Here is a 20,754-nt window from a genome sequence, read left to right on the forward strand (position 1 = left end):
CCTGTTCAGATGATTTCGAGCGTGATGGTCTGAATATTCTGGCTGTCGGGTCCGACCATGATGTCGAAGAGGCCGGGTTCGACCACTTCCTCCATGTCCAGATTCCACAGGGTGAAGGCGTCGGGGCCGAGCGGCAGGCGCACAGTCTTCGTTTCACCCGGCGCGAGCGTGACGCGCTCGAAACCCTTCAATTCCTTGATCGGGCGGGTGACGCTGGCGACCTGGTCATGGACGTAGAGTTGGACGACCTCGTCCCCTGCCCTTGTCCCCACATTGCGCACATCGACTTCGACCGTGACGCTGCCGCCCACGCCGATGCGCGGCGAGGAAAGTCGTGGTTTTCCAAACTCGAACTTCGTGTAGCTGAGGCCATATCCGAACGGGAAGAGCGGACTGATATCCTCGAACACATAGCCGCGCCGGGCGCTGGGCTTGCGATTGTAGAAGATCGGGATCTGCCCTTCGTCGCGCGCGACTGTGACGGGCAGCTTGGCGCCGGGGTTGACGTCGCCGAACAGGATATCGGCCATCGCAGTGCCGCCCTCCTGCCCCGGATACCAACATTCCAGCAGGGCGTTCGCGCCATCGACCACGGCGGGGTAGCTGGGCGGACGGCCGTTGATGGCGCACACCACGATGGGCTTGCCGGTTGCCTTGATCGCCGCGAACAATTCATTCTGCTCGCCGACCAGATCGAGGCTGGTGCGGTCGCCCAGATGGTTTTTGGCGAAACCTTCGCGGCTGGTCTGTTCGGTGTCGCCGATGGCGAGCAGGACGATATCTGCGCCCTTCACCACCTCGACCGCTTCGGCGATCAGCGCGCGGTTCTTGACCGGGTCGGCCAGGAACACGTCATCTACTGAACGATCCTCGCTCTGGGTAATGAAGACGCCCTGGGCATGGACGACCTCCGCCTTGCCCTTGAGCTTCGCCTTCACGCCTTCCAGCAGGGACACGTCCTGACGCGGGATGGAAGAATAGCCGCCCAACCGCGCAATGGCGGCATTGGGGCCGATCACCGCGACGCGCTTGTGTGCACCGGCGGCGAGCGGCAGCGTACCGTCATTCTTGAGCAGCGCGATCGACTTGTGCGCGGCCTTCAACGCCAGCGCGCGGGCTTCGGCATTGCCGGTCAGCGCGTCATAATCTTTGCGCGGCCAGGGATTTTCGAACAGGCCCGCGCGGAATTTGAGCGTCAACATGCGCGTGCAGGCGATGTCGACCGCTTCGGAGGGCACCTTGCCCGCGCGGACCTGTTCCACGAGCGTCCGATAGGTCATCCCATCGGGCAACTCGCAATCGACGCCGGCGCGGAGGGCGGCGCGAGCCGATGCCTCCGGGTCGGGCTGGACATGGTGGATGGTGTCGAGTTCGTGGACCGCGCCATAATCGCTGACCACCGCGCCGTCGAAATGCCATTCGCCGCGCAAAATGTCGCCGAGCAGCCACTTATTCTGGTGCGACGGGACGCCGTCAATCTCGTTATAGGATGGCATGACGGCGGCGATGCCGGTGCGCTTCACGACCTGACGGAAGGGCGGGAAGAAATTCTCCCGCAACTCCCGCTGGCTGATCGGGGCTGGCGCGATATTCTCGCCGCTCTGGGGCTGGCCATGGCCGGTCATATGCTTGAGCGTGGCCATAACCTTGTCCGGGCCGAGCTGCTTGCTTTCGCCTTGCAGGCCCAGCACCGCCGCGACACCCATTTCGCCACAGAGATAGGGGTCTTCGCCAAAAGTTTCCTCGATCCGGCCCCAGCGCGGGTCGCGGGCGATGTCCACCACCGGCGAGAGCGCCAGATGGACGCCGCGCGCGCGGACTTCGCGGGCGATGACGGATTGGACGTCGCGCATCAGGTCGCGGTCGAAGGCGCCGGCCATACCGATCGCCATCGGGAACATGGTGGCGTCGGTCGCCATATAGCCATGGAGCGATTCCTCATGGAACAGCACCGGGATGCCGAGGCGCGTTTCTTGCGTGGCCCATTTCTGGACGGCGTTGATGAAGGCGACCGTATCGGCCGGCGTGCGCCAGCGCGCGCCGACGCCGCCGGCCTGCTGCGATCCATCAGGGGCGCCGCGCCGGTCGGAGGGGCGGGTGATCTGGCCGAAACTGTTGGGATAGGCCTTGCTCGCCTTCGTCGGCGAGAAGGTCAGGTCATCCATGATATCCGCCTTGGTCGCCCAGAGCGCGATGATCTGGCCGACCTTCTCCTCCAGCGTCATGCGGCCGAGCAAGTCGCGCACGCGCAGGTCGATGGGGGCGGAGGCATCCTTGTAGAGCGGGCCCTTCGCCTTTGCCGCAACGGCAGGCGCCGCCGCGAAGAAGGAGGTGGAGGCGAGCAGGCCGAGTGCCTGCCGGCGGGCGACCTTGGGTGCGATACCGGCGCTCATGGCTTCACCGTCAGCGTGGCCGATTTGAGGGCGACCGAGCTGTTGCCGGTCATGATCTCGAAATCGCCCGGCTCGACCACGCGGTGCATGTCGGCATCCCACATCTGGAGGCTTTCGGGGCTGATCGTGAAGGTGACGGTGCGGGTTTCGCCCGGCTTGAGCGTAACGCGCCGGAAGCCCTTCAATTCCTTGATCGGGCGGGTGACGCTGCTGACCTTGTCGCGGATATAGAGCTGGACAACCTCGTCGCCTTCGCGCGCGCCGGTGTTGCGGACATCGACCGAGACAGTCGTCTTGCCGCCGGTGCCGATGCTGGTCGCCGCCAGACGCGGGGCCGACAGATCGAACGTCGTGTAGCTGAGGCCGAAACCGAAGGGGTAGAGCGGGTCAGTGGTATCGAACAGATATCCACGACGCGCCGAAGGCTTGGCATTGTAGAACATCGGCAACTGACCGACCGAGCGCGGCACGGTGACGGGCAGTTTCGCGCCGGGGTTCACATCACCGAACAGGACGTCTGCAACGGCATTGCCGCCCTGCTCGCCCAGATACCAGCCTTCGAGGATGGCGTTGGCCTGCTCGCTGACCTTCACGGTCGAGGCCGGGCGGCCGTTGATCAGGACGACGGTGATCGGCTTGCCCAATGCCTTCAAGGCATCGAACAGTTCCTGCTGCTCGCCGACCAGATCGAGCGACGGGCGGTCGCCCAGATGATTGTCAGCCCAGCCTTCGCGGCTCGACTGTTCGGTGTCGCCCAGCGTCAGGACGATGCGGTCCACATTCTTCGCCGCCTCGACCGCCTGCGCGATCAGCTTGCGGTTTTCTGCGGGGTCGGACTTGGTGACGCTGTCTTCCCACCAGTCGTCATTTTCGGTGATCTTCACACCCTGCGCGAAGACGATGTTCGCGCGCGCGCCGACCTTCGCCTTGATCCCGTCGAGGATCGATACCGTGTGCGGCGGCTGACCATAATAGCCGCCCAGACGCGCGACGGCGGCGCTCGGCCCAATGACGGCGATCGTGCCTTCGGGCTTCAGCGGCAGCATGCCGTCATTCTTGAGCAGGGTGATCGACCGCTGCGCCGATTTCAGCGCCAATGCGCGGGCTTCGGCATTGTTGGTGATCTTTTCCGACGCGGCAGCATCGGCATAGGGATGTTCGAACAGGCCGGCACGGAACTTCAGGTCCAGCATGCGGCGAGTGGCGAGATCGACCTTCGCCTCGCTCACCTTACCCTCGCGCACCAGTTTGCCCAGCGTCGCATAGGACAGGCCATCGGGCAGGTCCGCGTCGACGCCGGCATCCAATGCGCGGATCGCGGCTTCCTCCAGATTGGCGGCGATATGGTGGATGCTCATCAACTGGTCGACCGCCGAATAGTCGGACACGACCGCGCCCTTGAAGCCCCATTCTTCGCGCAGCACGCCTTCCAGCAGCCAGCGATTGGCATGGCTGGGGACGCCGTCGATTTCATTATAGCTGGCCATGACCGCTTCGATGCCGGTGCGCTTCACCACCTGCTCGAAGGGCGGGAAGAAATTCTCGCGCAGTTCGCGTTCGCTGACTGGCGCGGGGCCGACATTGGTGCCGCTTTCGGGCTGACCATGGCCGGTCAGATGCTTCAATGTGGCGAACACTTTGCCATCGCGCAGATTGCGTTCGCGGCCGACGCCTTGCAGACCCTCGACCGCGGCGACGCCCATTTCGCCGACCAGATACGGGTCTTCACCATAGGTTTCCTCGATCCGGCCCCAGCGCGGATCGCGGGCGATATCGACCACCGGCGACAGGATCATCGGCACGCCGCGCGAGCGGATTTCGCGGGCGATCACACTGTTGACGTCGCGCAGCATGTCCGTGTCGAAGGAGGAAGCCATAGCGATCGACTGGGGGAAGCTGGTCGCGCCGACGGCCGCATAGCCATGCAGCCCTTCTTCATGAAAGAGGATCGGGATGCCCAACCGCGTCTGCGTCGTCGCCCATTTTTGCAGGGCGTTGACGAGTGCGACCGTCTGGCGCGGATTGCGTCCTGGTGCGACCCGAGGACTGACGGCACCCTTCGCATCGGAAGGGCGCGTGAAATGGCCAAGGCCGTTGGGGTATTGGGCGGCCAGCTTGGCGGGATCGAGTTGCAGTTGGCCGTCGAAAATCTTGACCTTGTCGAGCCAAACGGTGGTGATCTGGGCGATCTTCTCATCCAGCGTCATGCGCGAAAGCAGGTCATCGACGCGCACCTCGATCGGGGCGCTGGCATCCTTGTAGACGGTCTTGCTCGATGCTGTGGCAGGCGCTGCCTGCACAGCCGCCGCCATCGGCAAGGCGACACAGAAGGCCAGCGCCGATGCGGCGCACAAGATTTTGCGGTTACGGATCACGATGCCCCTCTCCATTTTATTGCACGACAATCTTTCCGCTTGCCGCGACCAAACTGATAGCGTTACCATTGCTTCGACAAGAGAGACTTGTCAATGCCCGATCAATGGGCTTTGACGTTCGGGGACTAGGGAGAGGATGAAAGTGAAATCGCGCCTGTTTTGCTGGATGATTGCCATGGCCGGAACCGCGCTGACGCCGGTGATGGCGCCCGTGGCACAGGCCGAGGACGGCTATGATCTGTGGCTGCGCTATGCGCCCGCCGATCAGGCGCGCGTACCGGTTTTAGCCGCGCATGCGACCGCTATCGTGGCCGCCGGGACCAGCCCGACGCTGGCCATCGCGACCGCCGAATTGCAGCGCGGTATTGCCGGCATGACCGGCACCACGCCCGCCGTGACAGCAACAGTGCAGCAAGGTGCGCTGCTACTGGCGACGCCGGCGTCCACCCCTGCCCTGCCGGTGAAGACGGACGGGCTGGGCACGGAAGGCTATGCGATTCGCACCACTGCCATTGACGGCAAGGCGGTGACGATCATCGCCGCGAACAGCGATGTAGGCCTGCTCCATGGCGCCTATCACTGGCTACGGCTGGCGCAGGCCGGGGAGGGCCTCGACAATCTCGACATTCGCAGCGCGCCGAAGATCGGGCTGCGGCTGCTCAACCATTGGGATAATCTGAATGGCACGGTGGAGCGCGGCTATGCCGGCCAATCCATCTGGGACTGGTGGCGGCTGCCCGACTGGAAAGGGCCGCGCTATAGCGACTATGCCCGCGCCAACGCCTCGATCGGCATCAATGGCACCGTCCTCAACAATGTGAATGCGAAGGCGGACAGCCTGACCGCGCCCTATATCGAAAAAGCCGCGGCGCTGGCGGACATATTCCGCCCCTATGGCATCAAGGTCTATCTGTCTGTCAAATGGACCGCGCCGATGGAACTGGACGGGTTGAAGACCGCTGATCCGCTCGATCCCGCTGTCGCCGCCTGGTGGAAGGCCAAGGCGGATGAAATATACAAGGCGATCCCCGATTTCGGCGGCTTCCTCGTAAAGGCGAACAGCGAAGGCCAGCCAGGACCGCAGGATTATAACCGCACCCATGCCGATGGCGCGAATATGCTGGCAGCGGCGGTGAAGCCGCATGGCGGCATCGTGATGTGGCGCGCCTTCGTCTACGCGCATGACAATCCCGACGATCGGGCGAAGCAGGCCTATACCGACTTCAAGCCGCTGGACGGCAAGTTCGCCGACAATGTGATCGTACAGGTAAAGAATGGCGCGATCGACTTCCAGCCGCGCGAACCCTTCCATCCCTTATTCGGCGCGATGCCGAAAACGCCGCTGATGATGGAATTTCAGATCACCAAGGAATATCTGGGCCAGTCGACGCACCTCACTTACCTTGGCCCGCTATTCGAGGAAACGCTGGACGCCGACACCTTTGCCAAAGGCAAAGGATCGACCGTCGCCAAGGTGATCGACGGATCGCTGGAGGGCCACAAGCTGACCGGCATCGCCGGGGTCGCCAATATCGGCGTCGATCGCGACTGGAGCGGGTCGATCTTCAACCAGGCAGACTGGTATGCGTTCGGTCGTCTGGCGTGGGACACCAGCCTGTCGGCGGAAGCGATCGCGAAAGAATGGGCGGAGATGACCTTCTCCCCCGATCCGAAGCTGGTGCAGCCGGTCGTGAAGATGATGATGGGATCGCGCGAAGCTGCCGTCGATTATATGACGCCGCTCGGCCTCGCCCATGTCATGGACACCGGCCATCATTATGGTCCGGGACCGTGGGTGTCGGACCTCGCCCGGCCCGAATGGAACCCGGTCTATTATCATAAGGCGGATGCGAACGGCATCGGCTTTGACCGGACGAAAAGCGGCAGCAATGCCGTGGGTCAATATGCCGTGCCGGTCGCGAAGCAACTGGCCAATGCGAAAACCACCCCGGAGCGCGACCTGCTGTGGTTCCATCATGTGCCATGGGAGTATCGCCTGCAATCGGGCGAAAATCTGTGGGATGGGCTGGTCCATCGCTATGACCGGGGCGTGCGCTATGTCGCGGATATGCAGACGACATGGGCGTCGCTCAAACCCTATGTCGATGCGGATCGCTTTGCGGAAACGGAAGCCTTCCTGACCATCCAGCATCGCGAGGCATTATGGTGGCGGGACGCCAGCATCGCCTATTTCCAGTCGGTGTCGAAACGCCCCCTTCCCGCCGGGTCGGTAGCGCCGGCCCATGATCTGGACTGGTACAAGGCGCTCAAATTCCCCTATGCGCCGGGGCATAACTGATATTTTGCTTTAAATAGGGCGGATGATGCCGTTACCATCGCGGTCACCACATCATTCGCTCCCGAGGGGAAGGGCGCCGCATTTGACCGATACCAGAAGCTCCCGCCGACAGCGCAACGCGCCTACCATCAATGACGTCGCCGTCCATGCCGGCGTGTCGCCGATGACGGTGTCGCGCGTCATCAACGGCGAACAGGTGGTGCGCGCCGCCACGCGGGAGAAGGTCGAGGCGGCAATCGCTGCGCTCAACTATGCCCCCAGCGCCGCCGCGCGAACTCTGGCGGGAGGAGAAGAAACGCGGATCGGGCTGCTCTATTCCAACCCCTCCTCCTCCTATCTCAGCGAATTTCTGGTCGGCAGCCTGGATCAGGCCAGCCGCAGCAGCGTCGATCTGGTGGTGGAAAAATGGGACGAGGACACATCCGTCGCATCGGTCGTCGCCCATCTGAAACGCGGGCGGATCGACGGCGTGATCCTGCCGCCGCCCTTGTGCGACCTGCCCGAACTGGTGAACGCGCTGGACGAAGCGGGCATCCCTGCCGTCGCCGTGGCGACCGGACGCGCACCGGGCGAACTGGCCGCCGTCAGCATCGACGACAGGCTGGCCGCCTATGAAATGACCCGCCACCTGATCGCGCTGGGCCATAGCCGCATCGGCTTCATCAGGGGCAATCCCAACCAGAGCGCCAGCGCGAAACGGTTCGAGGGCTATGTCGAGGCGCTGGGCGAAGCCGGCCTGAGCGTGCAGGACGAACTGATTGCGCAGGGCTTCTTTACCTACAGGTCCGGGCTGGATGCGGCCGAACATATCTTGTCGCTGCTTGACCCGCCCACCGCCATCTTCGCCAGCAATGATGACATGGCCGCCGCGACGGTCGCGATCGCCCATCGTACCGGGCTGGACGTGCCGGGCGACCTGACGGTGTGCGGGTTCGATGATACATCGCTTGCCACCACCATCTGGCCGGAACTGACGACTATTCGCCAGCCGATCAGCGCCATGGCCCGCGCGGCAGTGGAAGTGCTGGTGCGGCAGTTGAAGGGTCGGCGCGGCAGCGGCGCGGAGGTCGAGCATCTGGTGCTGGACCATGCACTGATCCGGCGACAGTCGGACGCCGCGCCAAGGATGCGGCCGCGATTGGGGTCCAGATAAGATCCAGCCCGTTCGCCCTAAGCTTGTCGAAGGGCCCTACTTCCAGAAGAAGAGAGGGGCTTCGACAGGCTCAGCCCGAACGGGCTTGAAAAATCAGGCTTACGCCTCGCCGAAGACGCGTTTGAAGATCGTGTCGACCTGACGGAAATGATAGTCGAGGTTGAACTTGTCCTCGATTTCCTGTGCAGACAGGGCGGCTGTGACATCCTCGTCAGCCTTGAGCAGTTCGAGCAGTGAAAGCTGGCCGTCCGATTCCCACACCTTCATGGCGTTGCGCTGGACGTAGCGATAGCTGTCCTCGCGGCTGACGCCCGCCTGGGTCAGCGCCAGCAGCACGCGCTGCGAGTGGACCAGGCCGCCCATCTTGTCCAAATTCTTCATCATCCGCTCAGGGTAGATGAGCAGCTTGTCGATCACGCCGGTCAGGCGGGCCAGCGCGAAGTCGAGCGTGATGGTCGCGTCAGGGCCGAAGAAGCGCTCGACCGAGGAATGGCTGATGTCGCGCTCATGCCAGAGCGCCACATTTTCCAGCGCCGGAACCACGGCGGCGCGCACCACGCGGGCAAGGCCGGTGAGGTTTTCGGTCAGCACCGGGTTGCGCTTGTGCGGCATCGCCGACGAGCCCTTCTGGCCGGGTGAGAAATATTCCTCGGCTTCCAGGACTTCGGTGCGCTGGAGGTGGCGGACTTCGACGGCGAGACGCTCGATGGACGAGGCGATGACGCCCAGCGTCGCGAAGAACATCGCATGGCGATCGCGCGGGATGACCTGCGTCGACACCGGCTCGATGGCGAGGCCCAGCTTTTCGGCGACATGTTCCTCGACGCGCGGATCGATATTGGCGAAGGTGCCGACCGCACCCGAAATGGCGCAGGTGGCGATTTCCTCGCGCGCCGCGATCAGGCGGGTCTTGCAGCGGCTGAACTCGGCATAGGCTTCCGCCATCTTCAGGCCGAACGTCACCGGTTCGGCATGGATGCCATGGCTGCGGCCGATGGTCGGGGTCAGCTTATGTTCGAAGGCGCGACGCTTGATGACTTCGAGCAACTTGTCGAGATCTTCGATCAGGATGTCGGCGGCGCGGGCCAGTTGCACGGCGAGGCAGGTGTCCAGAACGTCGGACGAGGTCATGCCCTGATGCATGAAGCGGGCTTCGTCGCCCACCTGTTCGGCCACCCAGGTCAGGAAGGCGATGACGTCATGCTTGGTGACGGCTTCGATCGCGTCGATCGCCGGCACGTCGATCGCGGGGTTGGTCGCCCACCAGTCCCACAGCGCCTTGGCGGCCGAAGGCGGAACGACGCCCAGTTCGCCCAGCTTCTCAGTCGCGTGCGCCTCGATCTCGAACCAGATCTTGAAGCGGGCTTCCGGTTCCCAGAGGGCGGTCATTGCGGGGCGGGCGTAGCGTGGGACCATGGCGCGAATCCTTAGCGTCTGAAGGGAGGAAAACGTGCCGCGCGCCTAGCAGCGTCGGCCGACCGGGGCAAATCGGGAAAGGCAGAACGGCGAGAAGTCTCTCCTTTGTATCCGGCAGACAGCAAAGACCGACGAGCCGACTATATTTTCAAGACGAATGAAGTGACATGAATGGATGTTCAGGAACATTAGCCAGTCCCCGTTCATTATTACACCAGCATAATCGGGTTTTCCGGAACATATTCTGGCCCGACACATTCAAGGTAACAGGAGATTGCCATGGTCCGCACGGTCCTATTCACAGCCGCCATCGCTTTAGCGGCCCCCGCTATGGCGCAGCAGGCGCCGGTCGAAGGTACGGCACCCGCGACTCCGGCTGCGCCTGCCCCCACCGCGCCAGCCTCGCCACAGACGGCGACGCCCGCCGCGCCAGCCAACCCTGCCGCGTCGGTCGCCTCGATCGTCGATGCCGAATTTCCGGCCTATGACGCGAATAAGGATGGCCAGCTCGACCAGTCGGAATTTACGCGCTGGATGGTCGCACTCAAAAGCCAGGAGATGAAGGCGACCGGTTCCACCCTGCCGGCCGATCAGGTTTCGGCCTGGGCCAATGGCGCTTTTACCACGGCCGACAAGGACAAGAGTATATCGGTCAGCAAGACCGAACTGGTCAACTATCTGAGCGGTGGTGCCGCCTGACGATATAACCGTTCCCCACTCTGTCACGAAGGCGGGGACATAAGAGCCTGAAGGGTCGCACCCGGAGGCGGCATGGAACGAAGGCCATGCCGCCTCTTTTTTATGAGTGCGTCCGGAGATATCCGTTTCAGATTATAGCAACGCCATGCTGAACTCGTTTCAGTATCTATTTTGCTTCACGAGTGAAGGCTGCATGGCGGCACAATGGATGCCTGAAACAAGTTCAGCATGACGATTAAGACAATATGGTGCCTCAGCCCTTCTTGCGGCTGTAGAGCAGTGCCGCCACGATCGCGGCGGAACCGATGCCGACGGCGGCGCCAGCCCATACCCCTTTGCCCGCCGACTTAATCGCCGCAGTGGCGAGATCGACCCTGGTCTTGTCCTTGGCCTTGTCGGCTGCGGGCGTTTCGGAAGCGGCGGCTGCGCCAGTCTCTGGCGCCGAGTCTTCGGTCTTGCTCATGGTCCTTGCAGCTATGCCGCAAAGCCGGCGTTGGGAAAAGCCGTTACGCGCCACTGCCCTACGACTTTCTGCTGACGCGCCTTTTGCGCAACACCCCTTGACTTCGCCGGCGGTTCGATGTTGGTAGCGCTATCAATTTAGAACCGCCTTTTAGGAGTTGATGATGCCGGGGGAAATCTCCTTGCTTGCCACGAATCTGGCTGACCACCTGCCCGCCGACTGGCGTGAAGGCCTGTTTATCGGCCGCGTCCTGACCGTCGATGGCCCCAGCCCGATCCTGGTGGACAAGGGCGTCGCCTATGACATGAGCCGCATTGCGCCGACCGTGGCACAACTGGTCGAAAAACTGCCGCTTGATGCCTCGGCCGGCGAAGAACTCGGCGCGCTCGACACGCTCGCTTTACCGCTGCTCAGCCCGGTTGATCTGCAATGCGTCAAGGCGTGCGGCGTGACTTTCGCTCTGTCCGCGCTGGAGCGCGTGATCGAGGAACGCGCCCGTGGTGACGCTGGTGCCGCCGCCGAGATTCGCGGCCGTCTGGAAGAGCGCGTCGGCGGTTCCATCCGCGCCGTAGTGCCCGGATCGCCCGAAGCCGCCGCGCTGAAGGCCGCACTGATCGAGGATGGCCTGTGGTCGCAATATCTGGAAGTCGCGATCGGCCCGGATGCGGAAGTCTTCACCAAATCGCCGGTGCTGTCGACCGTGGGTCTGGGCGCGGAAATCGGCATCCGGTCGGATTCCACCTGGAACAACCCGGAACCGGAAGTCGTGTTGCTGGTCAATGCCGCTGGGAGCGCTATCGGCGCGACGCTGGGCAATGACGTCAACCTGCGCGATTTCGAAGGGCGGTCCGCCCTGCTGCTGGGCAAGGCGAAGGACAATAATGCCTCCTGCTCGCTCGGCCCGCTCGTCCGCCTGTTCGACGGCGATTTCACCATCGACGATGTGCGCAATGCCGAACTGGAACTGACCATCGACGGGCCGGAAGGCTATCGACTGGAAGGGCATAGCAGCATGAACCAGATCAGTCGCGATCCGCTGGAACTGGTGCGTCAGACGCTGTCGGAGCATCAATATCCCGATGGCTTCACCCTGTTCCTGGGCACGTTGTTCGCGCCGGTGCAGGATCGGGACGAGCCGGGCCGTGGCTTCACCCACAAGGTCGGCGACGTGGTGGCTATTTCCACCCCGCGCCTCGGCAAGCTGGTCAACACGGTCGTGAGGTCGAAGGACGCCGCGCCCTGGAGCTTTGGCCTGACCGCCCTGTTCACCAATCTGGCCGCACGCGGCCTGCTGAAAGAAACCGCATGAGCCGCGCCATCTACCCCAGCCTGAAGGGCAAGCGGGTCTTTATCAGTGGCGGCGGCAGCGGCATCGGCGAAGGACTGGTCGAAGGGTTCGTGGCGCAGGGCGCGCATGTCGCCTTCTGCGACATTGCCGTCGAAGCCAGCGAGGCGCTGGTCGCCCGTCTGTCTGGCGACGCAGCCTTCACGCCGATCTTCCATGCCGTGGACCTGCGCGACATCGAAGCCGTGCAGGCGATGATCGGTACGGTCGAGCAGCAGTTGGGCGGGATCGACATCCTGATCAACAATGCCGCCAATGACGATCGCCACACGATTGAGGAAGTGACGCCCGCCTATTGGGACGAGCGGATGGCGGTCAATCTGCGCCACCTCTTCTTCGCGGCGCAGGCGGCGGTGCCGGCGCTGAAGCGCGCGGGCGGTGGCGTGATCCTGAATTTCGGGTCGATCAGCTGGCACCTCGCTCTGCCCGAACTGACGCTCTACCAGACCGCCAAGGCAGCGATCGAGGGGCTGACCCGCAGCCTCGCCCGCGACCTTGGCCGGGACAATATCCGCGTCAACACCATCATCCCCGGCAACGTGAAAACGCTGCGACAGGAAAAATGGTACACGCCCGAAGGCGAGGCGGAAATCGTCGCGGCGCAATGTCTGGACGGCCGTATCCTGCCCGAAGACGTCGCCGCGCTGGCGATGTTCCTGGCGTCGGACGATGCGCGCTATTGCACCGCGCATGACTATTTCATCGATGCCGGCTGGCGCTGATAGCATGAGCGCCGATCCGCAGAGCGTGCTGTCCGTCGGCGCGACGCTGGGCGAAGGGCCGGTGTGGGTGGCGCGCGACGCCGCCCTGTGGTTCGTCGATATCAAGGGGCATCGCATCCACCGTTACGACCCGGCGCTCGACGTCGGGCGCAGCTGGGCGGCGCCCTGTCAGGTGGGCTGGATCCTGCCCACCGACGACGGGCTGTTTGCGGTCGGTTTGCAGACCGGGGTGCATCGTTTCGATCCGGCGCAGGGCAGTTTTGCGCTGCTCCACGCGCCCGAAACCCATCTGCCCGGCAATCGGCAGAATGACGCCTGCGTCGCGCCCGATGGTGCGTTGTGGTTCGGATCGATGGATGATGCGGAGGAAGCCGATAGCGGCTATTTCTATCGTTTCCACAAGGGCGTGTGCGTCGAAAGCGGCCTGCCCGCCGTGTCGATCACCAACGGCCCTGCCTTGTCGCCCGATGGCCGGACACTCTATCATACCGACACGCTGGGCAAGCGTATCTGGCGCACGGACCTGAACGACGACGGATCGGTCGGCAATACCAGCCTGTTTACGAAGATCGAGGCGGATGCCGGCTATCCCGACGGGCCGACCGTGGACGCGGAAGGTTGCCTGTGGACCGGCCTGTTCGGCGGATGGGCGGTGCGCCGTTACGATCCGGCCGGCAAGTTGATGCGTGAAGTCCGTTTCCCCGTCGCCAACATCACCAAGATCGCCTTTGGCGGCGAGGGGCTGGCCACCGCCTATGCGACGACGGCGCGCAAGGGGCTAGATGTGACAGCGTTGACAAAACAGCCCCTGGCAGGCGATCTGTTCGCCTTCGACCCCGGCGTCGCCGGGCTGCCTGGCCATACCGCCACAGTGTAAGTCGCAACGATATAAGAATTGGAAGGATGAAGACGGATGAGTGAGGGGAGCGCGGAAAAGGTCAATATGGCCTTTATCGCCGCGATCGTGGCGGTGGCGACGATCGGCGGGTTCATGTTCGGCTATGACAGCGGCGTCATCAACGGCACGCAAAAGGGGCTGGAAAGCGCCTTCGACCTCGGCAAGCTGGGCATCGGCATCAATGTCGGCGCGATTCTGGTCGGGTCGTCGATCGGTGCGTTCGGCGCCGGGCGCATGGCCGACCTCATCGGCCGGCGCGGCGTGATGATGGCCGCCGCCATCCTCTTTCTCGTCAGTGCGCTGCTGGCGGGCGCTGCCGGTTCCTCTGCCATCTTCATCTTTGCCCGCATCATCGGCGGCTTGGGCGTCGGCGCGGCGAGCGTCATTTCGCCCGTCTATATCTCCGAAGTGACCCCCGCCAATGTACGCGGCCGGCTGTCTTCGGTGCAGCAGGTGATGATCATTTCCGGCCTGACCGGCGCCTTTGTCGCCAATTTCGTGCTGGCCCGTTACGCCGGTGGCTCGACCGCCCCGCTGTGGCTCGACTTCCCGGCCTGGCGCTGGATGTTCTGGTTGCAGGCGATCCCGGCCGCCATCTATTTCCTGGCGCTTCTCGTCATTCCGGAAAGCCCCCGCTACCTCGTCGCGCGCGGACATGACGATCGCGCGCTGGCTGTACTGACCCGCCTGTTCGGGCCGCAGGAGGCCGCGCGCAAGGTCGCCGACATCCGCGCCAGCCTGGCCGCCGACCATCATCGCCCGAAATTGTCCGACCTGATCGACAAGGTCAGCGGCAAAGTGCGGCCGATCGTATGGACCGGCATCGGTCTGGCCGTGTTCCAGCAGCTGGTCGGCATCAACGTCGTCTTCTATTATGGCGCGACCTTGTGGGAAGCCGTCGGCTTTTCGGAAGATTATGCGCTCCAGATCAACATCCTGTCCGGGTTGCTGTCGATCGGCGCATGCCTTGGCACGATTGCGCTGGTGGACAGGATCGGTCGCAAGCCGCTGCTGCTGGTCGGTTCCGCTGGCATGGCGCTGACGCTGGCGACGGTGGCCTATGCCTTTTCGACCGCGATCACGGGTGCGGATGGCGCGGTGAGCCTGCCCGGCCATAATGGCGTGATCGCGCTGGTGGCCGCCAATCTCTATGTGATCTTCTTCAACATGAGCTGGGGCCCGATCATGTGGGTCATGCTGGGCGAAATGTTCCCGAACCAGATTCGCGGATCGGGCCTTGCCGTTGCTGGCTTCGCCCAGTGGATCGCCAATGCCGTCGTGTCGGTCAGCTTCCCCTCGCTGGTGACATGGCCGGGCCTGGCGACCGCCTATGTCGGCTACGCCCTGTTCGCCGCCATCTCCTTCTTCTTCGTCCGCGCCATGGTGCATGAAACGAAGGGCCGCGAGCTTGAGGATATGGTCGGCTGAGCGACGATAGCATCATATTGCGCGCGGGAGGGCTGGAAGCTGCCCTCTCGCCCGCTATCGGCGGTTCGCTGCTGGGGCTGGCACTGGACGGCGTCGACCTGCTGCGGCGCGCGCCGGACGGGGCCGGCGATCCGCTCGCCATGGCCAGCTTTCCGCTGGTGCCCTATGCCAACCGGATTGCCGACGGGCGCTTCGCCTTTAAGGGCGCAGATTATCAGCTGCCGCTCAATTTCGGCGACCATCCGCATAGCATCCATGGCTTTGGCTGGCAGGCTAGTTGGACAGCGAGTGAGACAGGTGAAACGTCCACGCGGCTGATCCATGAGCATCGCGGCGAGGCCCATTGGCCGTCCGCCTACCGGGCCGAGCAGAGGGTTACGCTGACCCCGTCGCAGCTGTCCATCTCGTTGTCCGCAACCAATATCGGCTATGTGGCGATACCGATCGGGCTGGGCTTCCATCCCTATTTCCTCGCCGATGAAGCGACCACGCTGACCTTCGGTGCGCAGGGCCTGTGGCTGTCCACGCCGGATATGCTGCCCGACGCGCAGGCCCCCGCCGATGCGTTGGGCGACTGGTCCAGCCCCGCCATCGTGCGCGGCACCAGTCTGGTCGATAATGCCTATACGGGCTGGGACGGCACGGCGGTCGTGCAGCGCGGCGACGGGGTGCGGCTGACCGTGACGGCCACCGGCGCCGACTGCTTGCACGTCTATCGCCCTCCCGACAGCGTCGATTTCTGTCTGGAGCCGGTCAGCCATATGCCCGACGCGATCAACCGCGACGGCATGCCGATCCTGGCGCCGGGCGAGACGGCAAGCCTGTCCATGACCATTGCCATCGACAAAATTGATGGAGCGCTTCCGAAATCCGCCGCAATCGCCTAAGCTGCCCTTCACCAACAGCAAGAGGGTCTAGCCTATGCAGTTTTTGCGGACAGCCTTTTGGGTCGTCATCGCCGTAGCGCTCGCCTTCTTCTGCATGGCGAACTACGTCCCCGTGACCGTGCGCTTGTGGGGCGACATGGTGATGGAAACCAAGCTGCCCGTGCTGCTGATCGTCGCGTTCCTGCTCGGCGCGCTGCCTTTCTGGGTGATGGCGCGGGCGACGCGCTGGCGGTTGAAGCGCCGGCTCGACAGCAGCGAGCGCGCGCTGGCGGCCGCCACCGCCGCCGCCGCGCCCCCGCCGCCGCCCGCCTTTTCCGATGCACCCAGCCTGACGACCCTCGCGGACTCCCCCGCCCCCACGCCAACCATTACAGGACCAGCATGAGCAGCCCCATCTATGTCGCCATCGACACGCCCGACCTGAGCAAGGCGCAAATGCTTGCCGGGCAGGTGAAGCATCATGTCGGCGGGCTGAAGCTGGGCCTCGAATTTTTCTGCGCCAATGGCCATCATGGCGTGCATGAAATGATGAAGTTCGGCCTGCCGATCTTCCTCGACCTCAAGCTGCACGACATTCCCAATACGGTGGCGAAGGCGGTGCAGGCGCTGCACATGCTGGAGCCGGCGGTGCTGACCGTCCATGCCGCCGGCGGCCGCGCCATGCTGGAGGATGCCAAGGCGGCGGCCGGCATCAACACCAAGGTGGTGGCCGTGACCGTGCTGACCAGCCTGGACGATGGCGACCTGCTGGACATCGGCGTCGGCGGCAAGGCGGAGGATCAGGTCCGTCGCCTCGCCGACCTCGCCCAGAGCGCCGGGCTGGACGGTATCGTCTGTTCGGGCGCGGAAGTGGCGATCGCCAAGGCGGCCTGGCATGACGGCTATTTCGTGGTGCCCGGCGTGCGTCCGACCGGCGGCGCCATGGGCGACCAGAAGCGCGCCGTCACCCCGCGCGAGGCGCTGGACCGGGGCGCGTCGATGCTGGTCATCGGGCGGCCGATCAGCCAGGCGGACGATCCGGACATGGCGGCGCGGGAGATTGAGGCGACGCTGTAGGGACGGCGGGTAGCGACCAATGACGGACTTATTGTGCTCCTTCCCACTTACCCAATAGCCGTCACCCCAGCGAAGGCTCGGGTCTCAGGCGACAATAGAAGGAGGCTGGCCGTCTTGCGCTATCCGTCAATGCAGCGTGCGCCCGCCTGAGATCCCAGCCTTCGCTGGGATGACGGTTGAAGATCAAAAGAAGGGACAAGTCCGCCACCGACCAGAAACTGCCGTTCAGAGTAGCGTTCGTTGGTCGCCGTTGCTGACGTGCTTGGTTGATGGCACGATCAGGTTTATGGCGAAAGGGTCGCGTGATCGTATGTTCAATAGAAAGTCGTTGGCATATTTTGGCATTGCCCTCCTCTGCCTCGCTGGCCTCGTGCAAGCGTGGGTCTTTAAGGAAGGGCAGCATTGGCCGATGTGGGTTTGGCTTCCGCTGCTGGTGATTGGATTAGGATCGCTGTGGGTGCTCCGTGACCCGCCTGATCCGAAGGCAAAAGCCTTTGATTTCAACCCTCGACGCGGCGCATTTTGCTTCCTTGCCGGGTTTGTCATTTTTCCAATCACAGCAGTCATCAACGCGATTTTTGGTGCTGATCTGTCGATAGCTTCGATGGCTGGGTTCACCCTAATTGGATCGTGCTTCGCTGGGATAGCGGGCACTTTCACCGAGCATATCGGCATTTGAGCCATGACGGTCGGCAATGTCAGCTTTAGCCATGGCGCAAACGGAAAGTGGCCCGTCCGCAATCCACCCACCTCGGACAAAGCCGCCTCCTGATCAACCCCGCTCGTCACCATCATCCGAAGCGAAAAACCGGTCGATCACTTCGCGGGTCAGGCGGGCCGGACGCAGGCTGCTGGCGTCGATGCAGCACCAGCTTGACTTGACTTCGGCCAGCACTTCCTCGCCACGGCGGATCACCGTTTCGTAGAAGGCGCGGGCGCCCTGCACCTTTTCCAGCAGCACGGTCGCGATGACGTCGTCGTCGAGGAAGGTGGGTTTGCGATAGGTGATTTCATGCTTGAGCGCGACCCAGAGATGCTGGGCGACCGCTTCGGACGGAGCCAGCGCGCGCCAGTGGTCCAGCACAGCCTCCTGCACCCATTTGAGGTAGCTGGCATTGTTGACATGACCCATGAAGTCGATGTCGGTCGGATCGATGCCGATCGGGAAGCGGTGGGGAATCGCGTTACTCACATGAATGTCAATAACAGGCCTGCACGCACCCCGATAGAGGGGATAGGCGGGTGCAGGGAAAAAGGGGCCGATCCGAAGACCGGCCCCTTTTTCAGCCAACTCCGTTCGTTTCGAGCGAAGTCGAGAAACCGGACAGGACTGCGCTATCCGCTTCTCGACACGCTCGAAGCGAACGGGCGTTGGATTGATCCTTAGCTTTAGAAACGCCAGCCGACGCTGCCGACCACCTGATGACGGTCGGTGTCGATGCCGAACTCGCTGGTGGTCGCGCCATCAGCGAAACGCAGCTTGGCATCTTCATATTTGGAATAGCGATATTCGACCTTGGCGAAGGTGTTGGCATTGATCGCCCGTTCCACGCCCGCGCCGATGCGCCAGCCATCCAGCTTGAAGGCTTCGTCGGTGCTTTCGTTGGTGTTGCCGGCCAGCACGTTCAGCTTCGTGTTGGTGTAGCCGCCCTTGACGTAAACCAGCGTCGCGGGATCTGCCAGTATACCGGCGCGGGCACCGATATAGAGGTCGCGGCCCTGCTTGACGCGGCCAAAGCCGAACTGGTCGCTATAGTCGCGGCGGCTGCTCTTGGAGGTCGAATTGGTCCATTCGCCCTCCGCACCGACGACCGCGCTGCCCAGGTTGATGTCATAGCCGGCGCCGACACCGTAGAGCAGACCGTCGATCTTCTGATCATCATTACCATTGTCATTGTCGACATCGCTGCCGGCGCCAGTGCGGTCATAGCCGAGGATGGCTTCGACGCGCGGGCCGGTGAAGGGCGGGCCGACATCCTGCGCCAGTGCGGGGGTGGCGACAGTGGCGCCGGCCAAGAGGGTTGCGACCATCAACTTACGCATAACAGATACTCCGTTCGTCATTCATTCACCCTCTCAAGGGGGTGAGACGCAGAAGCCGGAGCGGCCGTGTTTGTTTCATGAACCTCAGATAAACACTTGATTATGTGCCATTAATGTCACGGAACCACCTCCATTCACCGTGCAAGCGTGCGCTTTGGACGATGAAGCGACGGAACGATTTTCAACATTCCACGACATTGACGGCCAGACCGCCAAGCGATGTTTCCTTGTAGCGACTGGCCATGTCCTCGCCGGTCTGGCGCATGGTTTCGATCACGGCGTCCAGACTGACGATGTGGCGGCCGTCGCCTTGCAGGGCGAGATAGGCGGCGTTGATCGCCTTCACTGCGCCCATCGTATTGCGCTCGATACAAGGAATCTGGACCAGCCCGCCGATCGGGTCGCAGGTGAGGCCGAGATTATGTTCCATGCCGATTTCCGCGGCATTTTCGACCTGGGTGTTGGTGCCGCCCAAGACAGCGGCGAGGCCGGCGGCGGCCATGGAGCAGGCGACGCCGACTTCGCCCTGACAGCCCATTTCGGCCGCGGAGATGGAGGCGCGCTTCTTGTAAAGGAAGCCGATCGCAGCGGCGGTGAGCAGGAAGCGGCGTTCCCCGTCCCGGTCCGCGCCGGGCACGAAGCGGCGATAATAATGCAGCACCGCCGGGATGACGCCCGCCGCCCCGTTGGTGGGCGCGGTGACGACGCGGCCGCCGGCTGCATTCTCCTCATTCACGGCCAGCGCGAACAGGCTGACCCATTCGAATATCTGCGCCGGGCCGAGGGCGTCCTGCTGCAAGCGCAGCCGCTGGTGAATGGCGCGGGCGCGGCGGCGGACCTTGAGGCCGCCGGGCAGCAGCCCTTCCTGCATCAGGCCCCGGTCGATCGAGGCGCTCATGGCGTCGATGACATTGTCCAGAAAAGCTTCGGTTTCCGTCTGCACCCGCCAGGCGCCCTCGTTGCGGAGCACCAAGGTCGCGATCGACAAGCCGCTCACGTCGCCCTGCGCCAGCATTTCCGCGCCGGAGGAGAAAGGCCAGGGCTGGACGACATTATGACCGAGCGGCGCGTCATCGCTGACCGGCACCACGCCCGGAAGGACTGCGCCGCCGCCGATGGAATAATAATCGCGCACGATCGGTTCGTCACGCCCGTCCAGCCAGGCGGTGAAGCGCATGCCATTGCTGTGCGCCTCCAGAAACTCGCCCATGCGGAAGAGGAGGTCGCGGGCTTCCTCGAACGGCAGCCAGTGATCGACGGCGCTGCCCGCCCGGATGCGGCCATCGGTGCGGATCGCGGACAGGATGGCTCCGATCGCATCGGGATCGACGCTTTCGGGGCGATAGCCCGACAGGCCGAGCAGGATGGCGCTGTCCGTGGCATGGCCCCGGCCGGTGAGCGCTAATGACCCGAACAACTCGCACTGCACCCGAACCGGCGTGGCCGGCAGCGTGTCCATGAACATGAGCGCGGCGCGCATCGGCCCCACCGTGTGCGAGCTGGACGGGCCGATGCCGATGGTGAACAGGTCCATCACGCTGATCGCGGTGGCGGCGTCGATCGCGCTTTTCGTCACG

The 20,754-nt window shown here is 63.6% G+C and carries 18 protein-coding genes; 11 read left to right on the forward strand and 7 right to left on the reverse strand.

The features are described 5' to 3' along the window. Nucleotides 1–5 precede the first annotated feature (5 nt). Nucleotides 6–2,393 (reverse strand): glycoside hydrolase family 3 N-terminal domain-containing protein, encoded by a 2,388-nt coding sequence (locus RQH62_RS07910; RefSeq protein WP_311268225.1) that lies wholly within the window; start codon nt 2,391–2,393, stop codon nt 6–8. After that, the gene (locus RQH62_RS07915) at nt 2,390–4,768 is read right to left on the reverse strand and encodes a glycoside hydrolase family 3 N-terminal domain-containing protein (protein WP_311268226.1); all 2,379 of its coding nucleotides are present in this window, start codon (nt 4,766–4,768) and stop codon (nt 2,390–2,392) included. Before RQH62_RS07915 ends, RQH62_RS07910 begins: the two co-directional genes overlap by 4 nt. A 175-nt stretch (nt 4,769–4,943) precedes the next feature. On the opposite strand from RQH62_RS07915, the gene RQH62_RS07920 reads away from it, so the two are divergent. Together RQH62_RS07920 and RQH62_RS07925 are read left to right on the forward strand one after the other, a co-directional pair. Then, nucleotides 4,944–7,067, forward strand: a complete 2,124-nt coding sequence (locus RQH62_RS07920; RefSeq protein WP_405053528.1) for an alpha-glucuronidase family glycosyl hydrolase — start codon at nt 4,944–4,946, stop codon at nt 7,065–7,067. 82 nt (nt 7,068–7,149) lie between these two features. Next, nucleotides 7,150–8,220 carry a LacI family DNA-binding transcriptional regulator gene (locus tag RQH62_RS07925; RefSeq protein ID WP_311268228.1) on the forward strand — a complete coding sequence of 357 codons (1,071 nt, stop codon included), beginning with the start codon at nt 7,150–7,152 and terminating at the stop codon, nt 8,218–8,220. A 99-nt stretch (nt 8,221–8,319) separates the two neighbouring features. Here RQH62_RS07925 and purB read toward each other — a convergent pair whose 3' ends face one another. Beyond that, entirely contained in the window at nt 8,320–9,636 is a 1,317-nt protein-coding gene (gene purB, locus RQH62_RS07930; protein ID WP_311268229.1) for an adenylosuccinate lyase, read from the reverse strand. Nucleotides 9,637–9,915: 279 nt separating this feature from the next. Between purB and RQH62_RS07935 the strand changes: the two genes are divergently transcribed. Beyond that, nucleotides 9,916–10,335 carry an EF-hand domain-containing protein gene (locus RQH62_RS07935; protein WP_311268230.1) on the forward strand — a complete coding sequence of 140 codons (420 nt, stop codon included), beginning with the start codon at nt 9,916–9,918 and terminating at the stop codon, nt 10,333–10,335. A 253-nt stretch (nt 10,336–10,588) separates the two neighbouring features. Here RQH62_RS07935 and RQH62_RS07940 read toward each other — a convergent pair whose 3' ends face one another. Continuing rightward, entirely contained in the window at nt 10,589–10,798 is a 210-nt protein-coding gene (locus RQH62_RS07940) for a hypothetical protein (RefSeq protein WP_311268231.1), read from the reverse strand. Between the two features lie 160 nt (nt 10,799–10,958). Between RQH62_RS07940 and RQH62_RS07945 the strand changes: the two genes are divergently transcribed. The 8 genes from RQH62_RS07945 to RQH62_RS07980 all read left to right on the forward strand — a co-directional run bounded on the left by RQH62_RS07945 (nt 10,959) and on the right by RQH62_RS07980 (nt 17,813). Next, nucleotides 10,959–12,107: a fumarylacetoacetate hydrolase family protein gene (locus RQH62_RS07945; protein ID WP_405053529.1), complete on the forward strand. Its 1,149-nt coding sequence runs from the start codon at nt 10,959–10,961 to the stop codon at nt 12,105–12,107. Then, on the forward strand, nt 12,104–12,865 hold the full coding sequence (locus RQH62_RS07950; RefSeq protein WP_311268233.1) for an SDR family oxidoreductase: 762 nt from the start codon (nt 12,104–12,106) through the stop codon (nt 12,863–12,865). Before RQH62_RS07945 ends, RQH62_RS07950 begins: the two co-directional genes overlap by 4 nt. Nucleotides 12,866–12,869: 4 nt before the next feature. Beyond that, nucleotides 12,870–13,742, forward strand: a complete 873-nt coding sequence (locus tag RQH62_RS07955) for an SMP-30/gluconolactonase/LRE family protein (protein WP_311268234.1) — start codon at nt 12,870–12,872, stop codon at nt 13,740–13,742. Nucleotides 13,743–13,778: 36 nt separating this feature from the next. Beyond that, the gene (locus tag RQH62_RS07960; RefSeq protein WP_311268235.1) at nt 13,779–15,191 is read left to right on the forward strand and encodes a sugar porter family MFS transporter; all 1,413 of its coding nucleotides are present in this window, start codon (nt 13,779–13,781) and stop codon (nt 15,189–15,191) included. A 17-nt stretch (nt 15,192–15,208) separates the two neighbouring features. Then, entirely contained in the window at nt 15,209–16,078 is an 870-nt protein-coding gene (locus RQH62_RS07965; protein ID WP_311268236.1) for an aldose 1-epimerase, read from the forward strand. A gap of 34 nt (nt 16,079–16,112) precedes the next feature. Then, entirely contained in the window at nt 16,113–16,463 is a 351-nt protein-coding gene (locus tag RQH62_RS07970) for a LapA family protein (RefSeq protein ID WP_311268237.1), read from the forward strand. Further along, the gene (gene pyrF / locus RQH62_RS07975) at nt 16,460–17,134 is read left to right on the forward strand and encodes an orotidine-5'-phosphate decarboxylase (protein ID WP_311268238.1); all 675 of its coding nucleotides are present in this window, start codon (nt 16,460–16,462) and stop codon (nt 17,132–17,134) included. The genes RQH62_RS07970 and pyrF overlap by 4 nt, the downstream gene beginning before the upstream one ends. Before the next feature lie 169 nt (nt 17,135–17,303). Further along, entirely contained in the window at nt 17,304–17,813 is a 510-nt protein-coding gene (locus RQH62_RS07980; protein WP_311268239.1) for a hypothetical protein, read from the forward strand. 93 nt (nt 17,814–17,906) lie between these two features. Here the strand turns inward: RQH62_RS07980 and RQH62_RS07985 are convergent, their stop codons facing one another. From RQH62_RS07985 to RQH62_RS07995, 3 genes are all read right to left on the reverse strand, one after another. Continuing rightward, a complete protein-coding gene (locus RQH62_RS07985) occupies nt 17,907–18,326 on the reverse strand; it encodes a thioesterase family protein (protein ID WP_311268240.1) in 420 nt (139 codons plus the stop codon). 197 nt (nt 18,327–18,523) lie between these two features. Then, nucleotides 18,524–19,177 carry an outer membrane beta-barrel protein gene (locus tag RQH62_RS07990; protein ID WP_311268241.1) on the reverse strand — a complete coding sequence of 218 codons (654 nt, stop codon included), beginning with the start codon at nt 19,175–19,177 and terminating at the stop codon, nt 18,524–18,526. 181 nt (nt 19,178–19,358) lie between these two features. Continuing rightward, nucleotides 19,359–20,753 (reverse strand): L-serine ammonia-lyase, encoded by a 1,395-nt coding sequence (locus RQH62_RS07995; protein ID WP_311268242.1) that lies wholly within the window; start codon nt 20,751–20,753, stop codon nt 19,359–19,361. Nucleotide 20,754 lies beyond the last annotated feature (1 nt).

Origin of the sequence: Sphingobium sp. WCS2017Hpa-17 (assembly GCF_031843765.1) — a bacterium.
Classification (GTDB): Bacteria; Pseudomonadota; Alphaproteobacteria; order Sphingomonadales; family Sphingomonadaceae; genus Sphingobium.